At 66.4% G+C, this 14,882-nt stretch carries 11 protein-coding genes; 6 read left to right on the top strand and 5 right to left on the bottom strand.

The annotated features are described in order from the left end of the window. Window positions 1-86: 86 nt before the first annotated feature. A complete protein-coding gene (locus OU426_RS14205) occupies window positions 87-257 on the top strand; it encodes a hypothetical protein (protein WP_267634689.1) in 171 nt (56 codons plus the stop codon). Window positions 258-357: 100 nt separating this feature from the next. Here OU426_RS14205 and bmt read toward each other — a convergent pair whose 3' ends face one another. The 3 genes from bmt to OU426_RS14190 form a co-directional block, all read right to left on the bottom strand. After that, on the bottom strand, window positions 358-1,374 hold the full coding sequence (gene bmt, locus OU426_RS14200) for a betaine--homocysteine S-methyltransferase (RefSeq protein ID WP_267634688.1): 1,017 nt from the start codon (window positions 1,372-1,374) through the stop codon (window positions 358-360). A 68-nt stretch (window positions 1,375-1,442) separates the two neighbouring features. Further along, window positions 1,443-3,488: a phosphatidylglycerol lysyltransferase domain-containing protein gene (locus OU426_RS14195; protein ID WP_267634687.1), complete on the bottom strand. Its 2,046-nt coding sequence runs from the start codon at window positions 3,486-3,488 to the stop codon at window positions 1,443-1,445. Window positions 3,489-3,662: 174 nt separating this feature from the next. After that, complete coding sequence (locus OU426_RS14190) at window positions 3,663-3,977, bottom strand: DUF1476 domain-containing protein (RefSeq protein ID WP_267634686.1); 315 nt, start codon at window positions 3,975-3,977, stop codon at window positions 3,663-3,665. Window positions 3,978-4,279: 302 nt separating this feature from the next. Between OU426_RS14190 and OU426_RS14185 the strand changes: the two genes are divergently transcribed. The 5 genes from OU426_RS14185 (at window position 4,280) to OU426_RS14165 (ending at window position 10,932) form a co-directional block, all read left to right on the top strand. Beyond that, on the top strand, window positions 4,280-5,230 hold the full coding sequence (locus OU426_RS14185) for a TAXI family TRAP transporter solute-binding subunit (protein WP_267634685.1): 951 nt from the start codon (window positions 4,280-4,282) through the stop codon (window positions 5,228-5,230). Window positions 5,231-5,294: 64 nt separating this feature from the next. Continuing rightward, complete coding sequence (locus OU426_RS14180; RefSeq protein ID WP_267634684.1) at window positions 5,295-7,388, top strand: TRAP transporter permease; 2,094 nt, start codon at window positions 5,295-5,297, stop codon at window positions 7,386-7,388. Next, window positions 7,385-7,765, top strand: a complete 381-nt coding sequence (locus OU426_RS14175) for a DUF1850 domain-containing protein (protein WP_267634683.1) — start codon at window positions 7,385-7,387, stop codon at window positions 7,763-7,765. The genes OU426_RS14180 and OU426_RS14175 overlap by 4 nt, the downstream gene beginning before the upstream one ends. A gap of 90 nt (window positions 7,766-7,855) precedes the next feature. Next, entirely contained in the window at window positions 7,856-9,625 is a 1,770-nt protein-coding gene (locus OU426_RS14170; RefSeq protein ID WP_267634682.1) for a sensor histidine kinase, read from the top strand. After that, window positions 9,622-10,932, top strand: a complete 1,311-nt coding sequence (locus OU426_RS14165) for a sigma-54-dependent transcriptional regulator (protein ID WP_267634681.1) — start codon at window positions 9,622-9,624, stop codon at window positions 10,930-10,932. The genes OU426_RS14170 and OU426_RS14165 overlap by 4 nt, the downstream gene beginning before the upstream one ends. A gap of 18 nt (window positions 10,933-10,950) precedes the next feature. Here OU426_RS14165 and OU426_RS14160 read toward each other — a convergent pair whose 3' ends face one another. Both OU426_RS14160 and OU426_RS14155 read right to left on the bottom strand, forming a co-directional pair. Next, entirely contained in the window at window positions 10,951-13,449 is a 2,499-nt protein-coding gene (locus tag OU426_RS14160) for a GcvT family protein (RefSeq protein ID WP_267634680.1), read from the bottom strand. Between the two features lie 175 nt (window positions 13,450-13,624). After that, window positions 13,625-14,830 carry a hypothetical protein gene (locus tag OU426_RS14155; RefSeq protein ID WP_267634679.1) on the bottom strand — a complete coding sequence of 402 codons (1,206 nt, stop codon included), beginning with the start codon at window positions 14,828-14,830 and terminating at the stop codon, window positions 13,625-13,627. Window positions 14,831-14,882: the final 52 nt, after the last annotated feature.

Below are 14,882 nucleotides of genomic sequence, written 5' to 3'. Positions count from 1 at the left end.
CTGATCCTCTCACTGGTCTGCTTGTTCTTGCTGGGGTGCAACACATGAAGCTGTCCATAGCCTCTCGCCATCAGGGCGAGAGCAATATGTCTGCGCTGGGTTGGCTACGTATTGCCGTCCCGACCTGGTCGCTGCGCAGCACAGCCTTCCGCCATCAGAATGCGGATGGCGGGTTGTCGCGCGAAGAACTGCAATCGCTGTTCCGCAAGGATTTGCGGGCACCTGTCTTGATGCCGCGCAAGGGAAAAGCCGACTAGACCGGTCGACCAACCCCAAGCCGAGACGACGCCGCTACCCTAACGGCTGGCGCAGACAGACTCTACGCAAGCCCTCCCCAACTTCCTTGACCTGAAGCCCTCAGCCGCGCCGACGGGCGCCGCGCTCGCGCCGCTCCGCGCCCGACGGTTCGCCCGTGCCGTCAGAGGCGGACGAGAAGGCGCCGAGCTTCGATGCGATTTCGTCGAGCGTCGGGCGGGGGCCGCGCGGGTGGCTTTCCAACGCGGCGCGCATCGAACGCAGGTGATCCGGCATCGTGCCGCAGCAGCCGCCGATGATCGTGGCACCCGCATCGCGCGCCAGAACCGCATATTCGCCCATCAGTTCAGGCGTGCCGTCATAATGGATATGGCCGTCGTGATATTTCGGTATGCCCGCATTGCCCTTCGCGATGACCGGCAGTTCCGGGCCAGCCGCCATGAAACCCATCACCGTGCGCATGAGGTCGGAGGCGCCCACCCCGCAATTGGCGCCGAAGGCAAGGGGCGGGTTCGGCAGCTTCGCGACCAGCGACACCATCTGCGCCGAGGTCACGCCCATCATCGTGCGGCCTGCCGTATCAAAGCTCATCGTGCCGCACCAGGGCATGCCCGCCAGCGCGCAGGCCTCGGCCGCGGCGCGAAATTCCTCGGGGGCCGAGATCGTCTCGACCCAAAGAACATCGGCGCCGCCTTCCTTCAGGCCCTCGGCCTGTTCGTGGAATACCTCGACGGCGATCGCATGGGTCAGGCTGCCCATCGGCTCCATGATCTCGCCCGTCGGGCCCATCGAGCCCGCGACGACGACCGGGCGGCCTGCGGCATCGGCGATCTCGCGGCCAAGGCTTGCGCCGATGCGGTTCAGTTCGCGCACGCGGCCTTGCGCATTGTGCAGCTTCAACCGCGCGGCATTGCCGCCGAACGTGTTGGTCAGGAAGAGGTCCGACCCGGCCTCGACCGCATTGCGGTAAAGTGCGCGGATATTGTCCGGCCGGTCGGTGTTCCACAGTTCCGGCGGCTCGCCCGCCTCAAGCCCCATGTTGAAGAGGTTGGTGCCGGTCGCGCCATCGGCCAGAAGCCAGTCGCGGTCAGCAAGAAGGCGGGAAAGGGCATTGGTCATCGCAGGTCCTGACAGGCAAGAATGGCTTTGGGGTCAAGCTGCCCCGCCCTCATCCTCTGCCATGCCGGTCAGGAAACATCAAACCCAAGTTTTTCAACATGACCATGAGCGCGCCGCATGCCGCCGTCCTGCCGGACCTGCGGCAAAGGCGCCGGGTGGCGCACGGCGCAGGCGATCTCGACGACGGCGAGCGGCAGCGAGGCGGGGCGCGGCGTCGCGAGATAAAGCCGCGTGCGGTGCGGGGCAAAGCCCGCCTTGAACTGCCTGAGGCCCCCAGCGCCCGCGCGCCGAAGAACCCGGTCCGCCAGCCAGCCTGCGAGCCCGGGCAGACCGCCGCGCGGCAGCGAACAGGCGGCGAGCGACAGGCGCGGCAGGCCAAGGGCGGCCGCTTCCTCCAGCGCGGCGACGATCAAGGTCTGCATCGTGCCGTCGGGCGTGTCAGCGCGCTGGCGCATGAGGTCGAGCGCCCATTCTGCCTGCCCGGCGTGGAAGCTCGCGAAGGCGACCAGCCTGCCGTCCTTCCAGCCAAGATAGAGCCGCTGGCCCGACAGATAGGAAGGCGCGAAGCGGCCCATGGAAAAACCGCGTTCTCCGCCGTGGCGCAGGCTCCAGTCCCGGTTCACCTCCTCCATCGCGGCGAAAGGCAGTCCTGCGGGGTCGGCCGGCCGGTGGCGGGTGACGGTGACACCTGCCTCCGCCGCATGGCGGAGCTTGCGACGGAGGGTGGCGCGCGCGCTGCCAGCTGTCGTGAACGTACGGGGGCGGAGCCAATGGTCCTCCGCCACCGGTACTATCGCCCAGCCTTCGGCGCGCGCTGCCGCCGCCGTGCGCGGCCCGATCTTGTAAAGGCAGGGGGTCAGCCCCGCCGCGCGGGCCTCGGCCGCAAGCGCGGGCAGGAGGCGTTGGCAGGCTCCGGCCCCGCCTGACGGGTCGAGCAGCGCAACAAGCCTCTGTCCGGCACGCGCGGTCAGCCAGAAATCGCGATGACGCGAACCCTGCACGATCCGGTGCGCGCCCTGGCGGAAAAGGCCGTATTCGGCACTGGGGGCGAGTGCGAGCGCCTCGGGCAGGATTGCCGCGCCCGGGTTGGGGTAAAAGGACGGCACCGCCCCGCCTGAAGACGGGGACGGGACGGTGCCTTCGGCTGCGCCGGAACGCGGGCGGTCCTGCGCGGCTAGGGCCACGGTCGCGGCGGCGACAGCGGCGGGAAGGGCGAAATAGATGGCGCGAAAGCAGATGAGTGCCGTCGCCAGCAGATCGAGCGGCAGGCCGGGCAGAAGCGTTGCCAGCACTACCTCGAACGGCCCGACACCGCCCGGCGTGCCGAACATCAGCCCGACGCCGAGCGCCAGAAGGAAGGCTGGCAGGAAATGCGCAAGATCGGGCGCAAGGTCCGGCGGCAGGAACACATAAAGCGCGGCGGCCGCACCGAGACAATCGATGAGCGCAAGCGCCAGGATACGCGCCATCATGCGCAGGGGCAGCAGGTCGAAGAAGCGCCGCCTCAGCCGGAGATGGGGCACGAAGCCGATGCGCAGGGCGACAAGCAGGACCAGCGCCACGTTGGCCAGCGCGACCATATGCAGCACCGCCGCCTGCGGGGCATCCGCAGGCCACAGAAACGCGAAGGCAAGCGCCGTCAGCACCGACCAGGCGGCGAGGAAACTCGCGGTGACGGCCACGGTCAGCCGGATCGATGCGGCCAGCGAGAGGCTCGGGACCATATGAAACCGCATCAGGCTGCCGGTCAGAAGGCCGAAGCCCGCAGTCTGGCTGATGGCAATCGCCGCCATGCCAGAGCGGACGGCCTCCCGGTCCGCCACGCCGGTCGAGAGCCAGCGGTGCAACTGCGCGTCATACTGGCCGATGGCACGGTAGCTGGCATAGCTCGCGGCCGCGGCGATCAGCCATTGCGGCAGCGATATCTCCCAGACCGCGGCACTGACCGAGCGCCAGTCGATGGCCGTCAGATGGTCGCGGAAGGCCAGCACGATCAGCGCCGCGAGCGCCAGCAGCGGCACCTGCCGGATCAGCGCTCGGCGCAAGAGCGACGGCGCCCCTATCGACGCCTCGGCAAGACGGCCGACCGCAATCGCCTTCCGAAAATCCCGCATCCCGACACCCTGCCTTCCACCGATCCCGGCGACCAGCTAACGCCGGGCAGGGTTGTCGGCGGCTTAACGCGAGCAGGGGGCGGGGCGGGAAAACGCCGGGCTTTTTAGCAATTGAAACGAAAACGCGCGGGCCTGAGGACCGCGCGTTGTAGTCTGTCGGCAGTTCGTGCCGGATCAGATCTCGGTCATGATCTGGCGCTTGGCCTCGACGTAGAATTCCGCCAGCTTGGCGCGGATCGCGGCCTCGTCGGCCTTGGCACCCAAATCGCCGGCAAGCTTGCGCACGACATCCTCGTCGCCCGCCTCTTCCATATCGGCGATCACCACCGACTTGGCATAGGCGTCCGCATCGGCGCCGCTCTTGCCCAGAAGACCTGCCGCCCAGAGACCGACAAGCTTGTTGCGCCGTGCGGCCACCTTGAACCTCAGTTCCTCGTCATGGGCGAACTTGTTTTCGAAAGCGTTCTCGCGTTCGTCGAAAGTGGTCATCGGCCGGGCCTCTCTATCAGAAATCCCTTCTGATATGCACGTCCGGGCCACCGCCCGCAAGAGGGAGCTGGGGTGCGGCGAAGCACTGCCCGGTCGCGCCTGCGCGCCTTTGACAACATGGCCGCGGCCGGGCGGGGCAGAAGTCTGCCGCGCCTCGGGCGGATATCTGCCCGGAGTTTTGCGCGCCGTGGGCGGCAAAGTTTGCGCCCGGTCGCGCCCGCCCGCTAGCAAGTCGCATCTGCCGCGCGGCTGTGCCGGTTCGGATCGAGCAGGGCCGCGCGGATCAACCAAGGGAGGACCGAATGATCAATCTCAAAGCCAGGATCGGTGCGCTGATCGCGGCGGCGACCCTCGCCGCTCCGGTGACGGCGCAAGCCGATGAATTCATCAATATCCTGACCGGCGGCACGTCGGGCGTCTATTATCCGCTCGGGGTCGGCCTGTCGAAGATCTATGCCGACAATATCCCCGGCGCGCGCACGCAGGTGCAATCGACCAAGGCCTCGGTCGAGAACCTGAACCTTCTGCAGCAGGGCAAGGGCGAACTCGCTCTGGCGCTCGGCGATAGTGTGAAGATGGCCTGGGAAGGCAATGCCGACGCGGGCTTCAAGGAACCTCTGTCGAAGCTGCGCGGCATAGCGGCGGTCTATCCGAACTACATCCAGATCGTGGCGACGAAGGAATCGGGCATCACCTCGCTCGATGGCCTAAAGGGCAAGAGCCTCTCGGTCGGCGCGGCGAAGTCCGGCACCGAGCTGAACGCCCGCGCGATCTTCGGCGCGGCGGGGATTAGCTATGACGATCTCGGCAAGACCGAATATCTGCCCTTCGCGGAATCGGTCGAACTGATCAAGAACCGCCAGCTTGACGCGACCTTGCAGTCGGCGGGCCTTGGTGTCGCCTCGATCAAGGATCTCTCGACCTCGCTCGATATCCAGATGGTGTCGGTCCCGGCCGAAGTGGTGGAAAAGCTCGGCGCACCCTATATCGCCGCGACCATCCCGGCGGGCACCTATCAGGGGCAGGATGCGGACGTGCCGACCGTGGCCGTGGTCAACTTCCTTGTCACGCATGAGGACGTGTCGGAGGAAACCGCCTACCAGATGACCAAGCTTCTCTTCGACAACCTCGGGGAACTGGAAGCCGCCCACAAGGCCGCCGCCCAGATCAAGCTGGAAAACGCACTGAGCGGCATGCCGATCCCGCTGCATCCGGGGGCCGAGCGCTTCTACAAGGAAGCGGGCCTGATGTAATCTCACGGCCCCGGGCGGTGCGTCCGCCCGGGGCTCACGTCTTTCCGGGGAGGGGAAGACCGCGATGGCTGAGCCACATCACGACATGCCCAAGGATGCGCCCGATCTGGGGTTGCACGATCCCTTGGCCGAAAGCTTTCCGGCGACGGTCGAGGGGCGCGCGCTCTTCTGGATCGCGATCCTCTTCTCGATCTTCCAGATCGCAACGGCGGCGCATCTGCTGGACCTCTCCAGCCAGATCGTCCGGGCCGTGCACGTCGGGTTCCTGACGCTTCTGGGCTTTCCGTTGCTGGCGGCGCTCAGGCGCAAGGGCGCGCCATTCAAGGCCGTCGCCTGGACGCTGGCGCTCGCCGGGGTCGTTGTCGCGCTTTACCAATGGTGGGAATTCACGCCGCTGATCCTGCGCGCGGGCGATCCGCTGCCCCGCGACATCGGTCTTGGCATCGTGGCGCTGGTCACGGTCTTCGCCGCCGCCTGGCTTCTGATGGGGCCCGCTCTGCCGATCATCGCGGGAAGCTTCCTGGCCTATTGCCTTTGGGGGGAGTACCTGCCCGCACCCTTGAACCACCGGGGCTATGACTTCAGCCAGGTCATCGACCACATGGCCTATGGAACCGAAGGCATCTACGGCATCCCGACCTATGTCTCCTCGTCCTACATTTTCCTCTTCATCCTCTTTGGTTCGTTCCTCGAACGCGCCGGGATGATCCGTCTCTTTACCGATGTCTCGCTGGGCCTTGTCGGCCACAAACAGGGCGGCGCGGCCAAGGTCGCGGTCGTCTCCTCGGGCCTCATGGGCACGATCTCGGGCTCTGGCGTGGCGAATGTTGTCACCACCGGCCAGTTCACCATTCCGCTGATGAAAAGCTTCGGCTACCGCCCGGCCTTTGCGGGGGGCGTGGAATCCACCGCCTCGATGGGGGGCCAGCTCATGCCGCCGGTGATGGGGGCCGTCGCCTTCATCATGGCCGAGACCTTGGGCGTCGAATATGTCGAGGTGGTCAAGGCCGCCCTCATCCCCGCGATCCTCTATTTCGCCTCCGCCTTCTGGATGGTGCATCTGGAGGCCGGGCGCCACGGGCTGAGGGGGATGGCGAAGGCCGACCTGCCATCGCCCACGCGCGCGCTGAAGGAAAACTGGTATCTGATACTGCCGCTCGGCGTGCTGGTCTACCTCTTGTTTTCCGGCTTCACGCCGCTTTTCGCGGGCACCATCGGCCTTGCAATGACCGTCATGCTGATCCTCGGCGGTTCCATTGCCCTCGGCCTGCCGGACGGGGCGATCCGCATCCTCTTCTGGATCGGCCTCGGCGCCATCGCCGCCGCCTTCTTCGAGTTCGGCATCCTGCCGGTGGCCGCCGCCATCGCCGCGCTGATCGGATGGAACGCGCTGTCGAGGGGCGGACGCGAGACGCTGGCGCTCTGCCGCGACAGCCTTGCCGAAGGCGCGAAGACCGCGCTTCCGGTGGGCATCGCCTGCGCGCTCGTCGGCATCATCATCGGTACCATGACCCTGACCGGCGCGGCCAATACGTTCGGCCAGTTCATCGTCCATGTCGGCGAGGGGAGCCTCTTTCTGTCGCTGATCCTCACGATGATCACCTGTATCGTCCTCGGCATGGGTATCCCGACGATCCCGAACTATATCATCACCTCCTCAATCGCCGGGCCCGCCCTCCTGGCCTTGGGCGTGCCACTGATCGTTAGCCACATGTTCGTCTTCTACTTCGGCATCCTCGCCGACCTGACGCCGCCCGTGGCGCTTGCCTGTTTCGCTGCGGCACCGATAGCGAAGGAAAACGGTTTGAAGATCTCGATCGAGGCAATCAAGATCGCCGCCGCCGGTTTCGTCATCCCCTTCATGGCGGTCTATACGCCCGCGCTGATGCTGCAGGATGGCGGGCCGTTGGCCCTGTCCGTGGGCTACTGGCCCGCCGTCGCCTATATCGTGATCAAGACCGTCATTGCCATCGGCCTCTGGGGGGCAGCCGTCATCGGCTGGCTTGGGCGGCCGCTTGGCTGGCCCATGCGCGCGCTTGCCGCGCTTGCCGCCATTACGCTCATCGCGGCACTTCCACTGACGGATGAAACGGGCTTCGCCCTTGCCGCGATCTTCGCGGGTCTGGCCTGGCGCGCCACGTCCATGGCGCGGTCATGAGCACGGCCTGCCTCCTTGTCGGCACGGCGGTGCTGACCCTTGCCTCGCAAGACTTCGAGCTTCGCTGGCGCCATTCGGTCGAAAGGATCGAATGGCGCGAAAGCTGGGCCGTCGACGGCGGTAGGCTTCACTTGACAGAAGCCGCCGTGAAAGGCTCGGGCGCGGGGATGGAGCCGGGCGAGGGCGCGCGACTGATGAAAGGTTGGTGGGTCTGGCGCCCCGATCTGGCACCGGTGTCTGTGCTCACCCTCGCGGCGTCGGGCGCGACGGGGCAGGGTTGGCGCCTCTGCGATGCCGTCACCTGCCGGGAAATCGGCGCCGAACCCGGCGCACCCATCGCGCTCAGGCCCTGCGGCGGGGCCGATGTCGAGCCGTGACCTGCGCCCCTTGTTCCGCTACGCTGACCTACGGGACGAAACCGAGGGGAGGGCGGGCCGCCCGTGCGACGGACACGACAGGAGAGGCGGATGAGCGCGCGCCGCATGGCACTGCTGGTCGCGGCGGTCGCCGCCATCGCTGCCCTCTTCGCCTATCAGGCAGCCTACCGCCTCGCCGTCTCGGCGATTGACCGCGAGCTTGACCAGTCGCTGATCCTGACCCGCCGCGCCATCGAGACCGAGGTTGAGCGCTTCCGCGCGCTGCCGGATGTGGCGGGCGAGGATATCCGCGTCGGCCGCGCGCTCAGCGAGCCTCACGCGGCCGATGCGATCACCGAGGCCAACCGCTATCTGGCGACGATCAACAGGCGGGCGGGCGCGACCGAGCTTTACCTGCTCGATGCCCGAGGCACCGCCATTGCCGCCTCGAACTGGGCCACGGACGAAAGCTTCGTCGGCATCAATTATGCCTTTCGCCCCTATTTCGCCGACGCCATGGCGGACGGGCGCGGGCGGTTCTACGCAATCGGCGTGACCACCGGCAAGCCGGGCTATTTCCTCTCGACCCGTGTTGGCCCAGAGGAAAACCCTGGTGTGATGGTGGTGAAGGTCGACCTGCGCCCGCTTGAGGCGACCTGGAAAAGCGCGGGCGTCAGGACGGCCATCGCCGATCCCGACGGCATCATCTTTCTGTCCGGGGTCGAGGACTGGCTCTACCGGCCGCTGTCGCGCCTTTCCACGCGGACGCTCGACCGGGTCGCGACGCTTCGCACCTATGACGGGGTCGATCTCGCTGGCGTGGCGCCGCTTTTGACAGCCGCCACGACAGGCGAAGTTCTCGACCTGCCCGGCGTTGGCGGCGAGGCGCTGCGCGGCAGATCGACGACCATTGCCGCCGACGGATGGCAATTGATCTCCGCCGCGCCGATTGCGTCGGCGCGGGCCTCGGCCCTCGTCTGGTCGCTGGCGGCGGCGCTCGTTGCGACGGCGGCCACCGGGCTTGGCGTCGCCTTCCGCCAACGGCGCCAGCTCGTCCAGCTTCGGCTGCGTCAGGGGGCGCTTCTGGAAGCGCGCGTCGCCGAACGCACCCGTGAACTCGCACAGGAGATCGAGGCGCGGCGCAAGACCGAGGCCGATCTTCGGGCCGCGCAGGAAACGCTCGTTCACACGGAAAAGATGGCGGCGCTCGGGCGCATGTCGGCGGCAATCGTGCACGAGCTGAGCCAGCCGCTCGCCGCGATGGAGGCGACGCTCGCGGCGGCAGACCTGTCGGGCGACGGGACGAAGACCAAGACGCGTATCGGGACGGCGCGCAATCTGATCGCCCGGATGCAGCGCACCACGAAGCACTTGAAAAGCTTCAGCCGCAAAGAGCAGAACCTGCGCACCCTGACCGACCTAGACAAGGTCGCCGAGAATGCGCTTGAACTGGTGGCGCCGCGTGCGAAAGCGGTCGGGATTACACCCCTGTTCCAAAGGTCGGCCGAGGCGCCGCTCGCCATGGCCGGTCCGGTGCGGTTGGAACAGGTCTGCCTCAACCTTCTCCTCAACGCGCTCGATGCGGTCGAGGGCCAGCCCGCTGCCCGCATCACAGTCGAAACTGCGCGCGCGGGCGCCTCTGTCTCGCTCACCGTCTCTGACAACGGTCCGGGCATTGCGCCGGACATGCTCGCCCGCGTCACCGAACCCTTCTTCTCGACCAAGATCGGCGGCGAGGGGCTGGGACTTGGCCTGTCGATCAGTCAGGCAATCGTGACCGAGTTCGGCGGGCGTATCGACATCTCCTCCACTCCCGGAACCGGGACAAGGGTCACCGTGATACTTCCGGCCGCGCCCGCAATGCGCGAGGCGGCCGAATGACGGCGCTTGTGTTCGTTGTCGATGACGATGCCGATCACCGCGCCGCCGCGAGCGACCTGATAGAGGCGGCCGGTCACGAGGTGTGCGCCTTTCCCGACGCGGCGGCGGCGCTCGCCGCGCTCGATAGGTCCGATCCCGGAGTGATCGTCACCGACCTCAGGATGCCGGGGATGGACGGGATGGGGTTCATCGCCGCCCTTGCAGCGCGTGGCGGCGATCATCCGGTCGTCGTCATCACCGGCCATGGCGATGTGCCCCAGGCGGTTCAGGCGATCCGCGCCGGGGCCGAGGATTTTCTTGAGAAGCCTTACAGTGCCGATCACCTGCTTCTGGTCATCGCCCGCGCGCTGCGGGCGCGCGAAACGCGGGACGAACTTCGGCGCCTGAGATCCCGCCTGCCGGAGGAAGAGATCGTCGGCGACAGCCGGGCGATGGCGGGCCTGCGCGCGCAGGTGGCAGCGCTTGCGGGACTGGACGTCAATGTGCTGGTGACGGGCGAGACAGGGACCGGAAAGGAACTGGTCGCGCGCGCGCTCCATGCGGGCGGGCCGCGCGGCGCAAAGGGATTCGTGGCCCTGAATTGCGCCGCAGTGCCCGAGAGCCTGTTCGAGATCGAGATGTTCGGCGCAGCTGCCGGCGCCTTTCCGGGCGCAATGGTCGACAAGCCCGGCAAACTGGAACTGGCTGACGGTGGGACGCTCCTCCTCGACGAAATCGACAGCATGCCGCAGCCGATACAGGCCAAGATGCTGCGTGTCCTTGAAGATCGCACGATCACCCGGCTCGGGGAACACCGACCCCGGCCACTGGACATTCGCGTCGTTTCGACCTCCAAGGTCGAACTGAAAGCCATGGCCTTCGACGGTCGCTTCCGCGCCGATCTCTATTACCGCCTCGCCGGGGCAGAGATTGCGACGGCGCCCCTACGGGAAATGTCAGGCGACATCGCCCTTCTGTTTGCCCATTTCGCCTCCGAGGCAGCGCGGCGATATGGCCGGGCGCTCCCCGAGATTCCGATCAGCCTGCGCGCCCGTCTGGTTCGACAATCCTGGCCCGGAAATGCCCGGGAACTCCGCGCGGCTGCTGAACGGTTCGTCCTCGGCCTCGATCCGGGCGGGGAGGGGGCGCCCGCCACCAGCGAGGGATCGGGTGCGAGCTTGCCGGAAAGGATGGCGGCCTTCGAAGCGCGGGAAATCCACGCCGCACTGGTCAAATGCCGGGGCAATACCGAACGCGCGGCAACCCTTCTGGGGCTGCCGCGCCGGACGCTGAACGACAAGATCAAGCGGCTCGGCCTGACGACCTAAGGCGCCGGAGCGATCAGCTTAACCGTCGATGCGGATGCGTTCGTTCTTCGGATCGAACGGGCTGTCGACAGTCACTTCCGCATCCCACAGCTCGCGCAGCATGCGGACTTTGAGCTTCGTCCCGGGCTCAGACAGGTGGACCGGCACATAACCCATGCCGATCTGCTTGCCGAAGGCCACCGAATAGCCGCCCGAGGTCAGGCGGCCGACCTTCTTGCCGTCATGGATGAGGGCTTCCTTGCCCCACGGGTCGGCGTCGGCAGGGCCGTCGATCAGCACCGTCACGCACATGAAGCGCGTGCCCTTCTTTTCCATCTCGGCCTTGCCGCGGAACTCCTTCGACATGTCGACGAAGCGCGGCAGTCCGGCTTCGAGCGGCGTCGCGTCGCGGCCGAGTTCCGAGCCGAAGGCACGGTAGCTCTTTTCCTGCCGGAGCCAGTTCTGCGCCCGGGCGCCCACGCCCTTCAGCCCGTGCTTTGCGCCGACCGACCAGATCAGGTCCCACAGGTAGCGGCCGAACTCGATCGGGTAGTGCAGTTCCCAGCCCAGTTCCCCGGTATAGGCCACGCGCACCGCGCGGACCGGGCACATGCCGAGCTCGATGTCCCGGTAGGAAAGCCAGGGGAAGCGCTTGTTCGAAAGGACCGTATCGGGATCGGCGTCCTTCACGATGTCCTTCAAAAGCGCCCGCGCGTTCGGGCCAGCCAGCGCAAAGACGCCCCACTGGGTGGTGATGTCGTGGATGTCGAGATGACCGCCGCCCGCCGCCATGAAGTCTTCCGCCGCCTTCATCAGGAAGTCGGCGTCATATGCCGTCCAGGCGCCGGCGGAGATCAGGTAATACTCATTCTCCTTCAGCCGCACGATCGTATACTCGGTGCGCGTCGTGCCCGCCTCGGTCAGCGCATAGGTCAGGTTGATACGCCCGACATTCGGCAGCTTGTTGCAGGTGAGATGGTCCAGGAACGCCGTCGCGCCCGGGCCGCGCACCAGGTGCTTGGTGAAGGCCGACGCGTCGATGATGCCCACGGTGTTCCTGACCGCTTCCGCCTCGGCCTTGGCATGGGGCCACCAGGCCCCGCGTCGGAACGAGCGGCCGTCATGGTCGAAGGAGGCGGGCGCATCGACGGGACCGTAATAGTTCGGCCGTTCCCAGCCGTTCACCTGGCCCATCTGCGCGCCCATCGCCTTTTGCCGGTCATAGGCGGGCGCCGTGCGCAGGGGACGGCAGGCTTCGCGTTCCTCGTCCGGATGGTGCAGGATGAAGACGTGGTCGTAGCATTCCTCATTCTTGCGCGCCGCGTACTCGGTCGTCATCCAGTTGCCGTAGCGCTTGGGGTCAAGAGAGGCCATGTCGATCTCTGCCTCGCCCTCGGTCATCAGCTGGGCGAGGTAATGGCCCGTGCCGCCCGCCGCGGTGATCCCGAACGAGAAGCCTTCGGCCATCCACATGTTCCTCAGCCCCGGGTAGGGGCCGACGAGCGGGTTACCGTCAGGGGTGTAGCAGATCGGGCCGTTGAAATCGTCCTTGAGGCCCACGGTTTCCGAGGACGGAATGCGGTGGATAAAGGACATATATTCGCCCTCGATCCGTTCGAGGTCGAGCGGGAAGAGGTCGGCGCGGAAGCTGTCCGGAACGCAATATTCGAACCGCGCGGGCGCGCCCTTTTCATAGGGCCCGAGGATCCAGCCGCCGCGTTCCTCGCGCACATACCATTTGGCGTCGGCATCGCGCAGGACCGGGTGTTCGGGATTGTTCTTGCGGTATTCCTGCAGCATCGGGTCGGGTTCGGTGACGATATACTGATGCTCGACCGGAATGGCCGGAGTCTTGACGCCCAAAAGCCGCGCGGTGCGCTGGGCATGGTTGCCCGTCGCGGTGACGACATGTTCGGCGTGGATTTCGAACGTCTCCTCGCCCGTGACCAGCATGCCGCCCTTTTCGACCATGATATGGCCCGAGACGATCCATTCCGATCCGGTCCACTGATAGCTGTCGACCTGGGCCTTCTGCAGGATTTTCACGCCCCGCTGGCGGGCGCCCTTGGCCATCGCCTGGGTCACGTCGGCCGGGTTGATGTAGCCGTCCTGCGGGTGATAGAGCGCGCCCACTAGGTCTTCGGTGCGGACGAGCGGCCAGCGATCCTTGATCTCCTTGGGCGACAGGAATTCGTGATAGACGTCCGCCGTTTCGGCCACCGAGGAATAGAGCATGTACTCGTCCATCCGCTCCTGCCGCTGGGCCATGCGGAGGTTGCCCACGACATAGAAGCCGGCGTTCAGGCCGGTCTCGGCCTCGAGCGTCTTGTAGAAATCGACCGAGTACTTGTGGATGTGGGTTGTGGCGTAGGACATGTTGAACAAGGGCAGCAGGCCCGCCGCATGCCAGGTCGAGCCGGACGTCAGCGCATCCCGCTCCAGCAGCATAGTGTCCCAGCCTGCCTTAGCGAGGTGATAGGCGATGCCGGTCCCGACGGCACCGCCGCCGACGACAAGAGCTCTGACATGGGTTTTCATCGGCCGACTCCTTCGGGCATTCATTTGGGCCATATCTGACAGAGACAGATTTTGGCGGAAATGTCTGCCCGACATTCCGCGTCCGAAAACGACATTCGCTCATGTCGGTTCCGGCCGCTCGATCCCAAGCCCGCGAGGGGGCGCAGCGATGTACGGCCGCCGTTGGCCGAACGCCCTAGCCGCCCGAGGTGCTGCAGCGCTTGATCGCGCCCTGCATCGTGCAATTGCCGCTGCCGAAGCTGCCGACCGTGGGCTTCGCGGGCGCCGCCTGATCGGCCCCGGCGGTGTCGTCGGACGAGACCTTGGCGAAGAGCCCATTGACGATCGACAGGAAGCCGCCGCCTTGCTCCTGCTGATCCGAAGCTTCCTCGACCGGGGCTGTTGCCGGGGCTGCCGCCTCGCCGCCGATCTGGTTCATCTGCGTGACCTCGGCGGCATATTCCGCCTCGGTCGGCAGCTTGCCCTTGTGCCGTTCGGCGACCTCCTTCGCCCATTCCAGGAGCTTCTGGTTCTGGTCGATGGCGTCCTGCACCTGTGCGGCGCTGTCAGCGGCGACCCGGGCGTCAGCCTCGGCCTTCTGGCTCTCCCAGGGAATGGTGGGCGCGGCGGCGCCGATCCCCTCGACCGGTACGTCGAGAAGGAAATTCAGCTGGTCGAAGTCGATGACACTCAGTACCTCGAAGATCGCCTCGTCGCGGGCGCGCGCCGTCACCGCAACGCGGATCTGGTTGTTCAGATTGGCCGAGAAGGCGCGGGTGACCGTCGCCGGGTCGGCGTCTGTCGCCTCGTCCTGCCCGAAATTCATCACCCCGAAATCGCGACGGAAGGTGACGCCCTGCACCACCGCGAAACCGGTCTTGCCGGAAAAAGCCTCGATATTGCCGTTCACCAGAGACAGGAAGGGTCCGCCCAGCATCCCGCCCTTACCGGCGGTGCGGTCATAATGGATCAGGACGGCGACGCTTTCGCCTTCCTTTTCATAGACATAGCTCTGATCGGTGCGGAGCTTTTGCCCCATCTTCCGGTCCATTTCCATCAGCGCGGTCAACGTCGGCTCGTCCTTCAAATCGTCCGGCAGGGCGACCTTGCGGTCGGTGCCGAAAAGGCTTTCGTCCGCCTCGCCCCAGACATGGCGCGCCCAGCCCTCGGGTGCCTCGGGCAACAGTTCGCGCCGCTTCTGCTGCAAGAGCGCGCTGCGTTTCGCATCATCCTCGATCGTGCGGCGATAGTCGAAATAGCGCGCGCTGATGCTGGTCATGTAGGCATCGGCGCCGAAAGCGCCCGGCGAGGATCCCGCCCGTTTCGCCTGGTTGACATAATCGACGCTCACGGTGCCCGCACCGGCGAGGCAAACGAACGCGACAAGAAAGCCTTTAGACATAGTCGTACCCCAAGTTCGGCACGGATGTAGGCGCTGAAACGGGCGGAAATTT

The sequence above is a fragment of the Frigidibacter sp. RF13 genome, assembly GCF_026626305.1.
GTDB lineage: Bacteria > Pseudomonadota > Alphaproteobacteria > Rhodobacterales > Rhodobacteraceae > TMP-24.
The sequence above is the reverse complement of the archived record's forward strand: the minus strand, read 5'-3'. Positions and strand labels throughout refer to the sequence as shown.

Coding starts and splice junctions, on each gene's coding strand:
- OU426_RS14175 (WP_267634683.1), top strand. CDS start 7,385: ATGAGCACGGCCTGCCTCCTTGTCGGCACGGCGGTGCTGACCCTTGCC.
- OU426_RS14160 (WP_267634680.1), bottom strand. CDS start 13,449: ATGAAAACCCATGTCAGAGCTCTTGTCGTCGGCGGCGGTGCCGTCGGG.
- OU426_RS14180 (WP_267634684.1), top strand. CDS start 5,295: ATGGCTGAGCCACATCACGACATGCCCAAGGATGCGCCCGATCTGGGG.
- OU426_RS14185 (WP_267634685.1), top strand. CDS start 4,280: ATGATCAATCTCAAAGCCAGGATCGGTGCGCTGATCGCGGCGGCGACC.
- OU426_RS14195 (WP_267634687.1), bottom strand. CDS start 3,488: ATGCGGGATTTTCGGAAGGCGATTGCGGTCGGCCGTCTTGCCGAGGCG.
- OU426_RS14165 (WP_267634681.1), top strand. CDS start 9,622: ATGACGGCGCTTGTGTTCGTTGTCGATGACGATGCCGATCACCGCGCC.
- OU426_RS14190 (WP_267634686.1), bottom strand. CDS start 3,977: ATGACCACTTTCGACGAACGCGAGAACGCTTTCGAAAACAAGTTCGCC.
- bmt (WP_267634688.1), bottom strand. CDS start 1,374: ATGACCAATGCCCTTTCCCGCCTTCTTGCTGACCGCGACTGGCTTCTG.
- OU426_RS14205 (WP_267634689.1), top strand. CDS start 87: ATGTCTGCGCTGGGTTGGCTACGTATTGCCGTCCCGACCTGGTCGCTG.
- OU426_RS14170 (WP_267634682.1), top strand. CDS start 7,856: ATGAGCGCGCGCCGCATGGCACTGCTGGTCGCGGCGGTCGCCGCCATC.
- OU426_RS14155 (WP_267634679.1), bottom strand. CDS start 14,830: ATGTCTAAAGGCTTTCTTGTCGCGTTCGTTTGCCTCGCCGGTGCGGGC.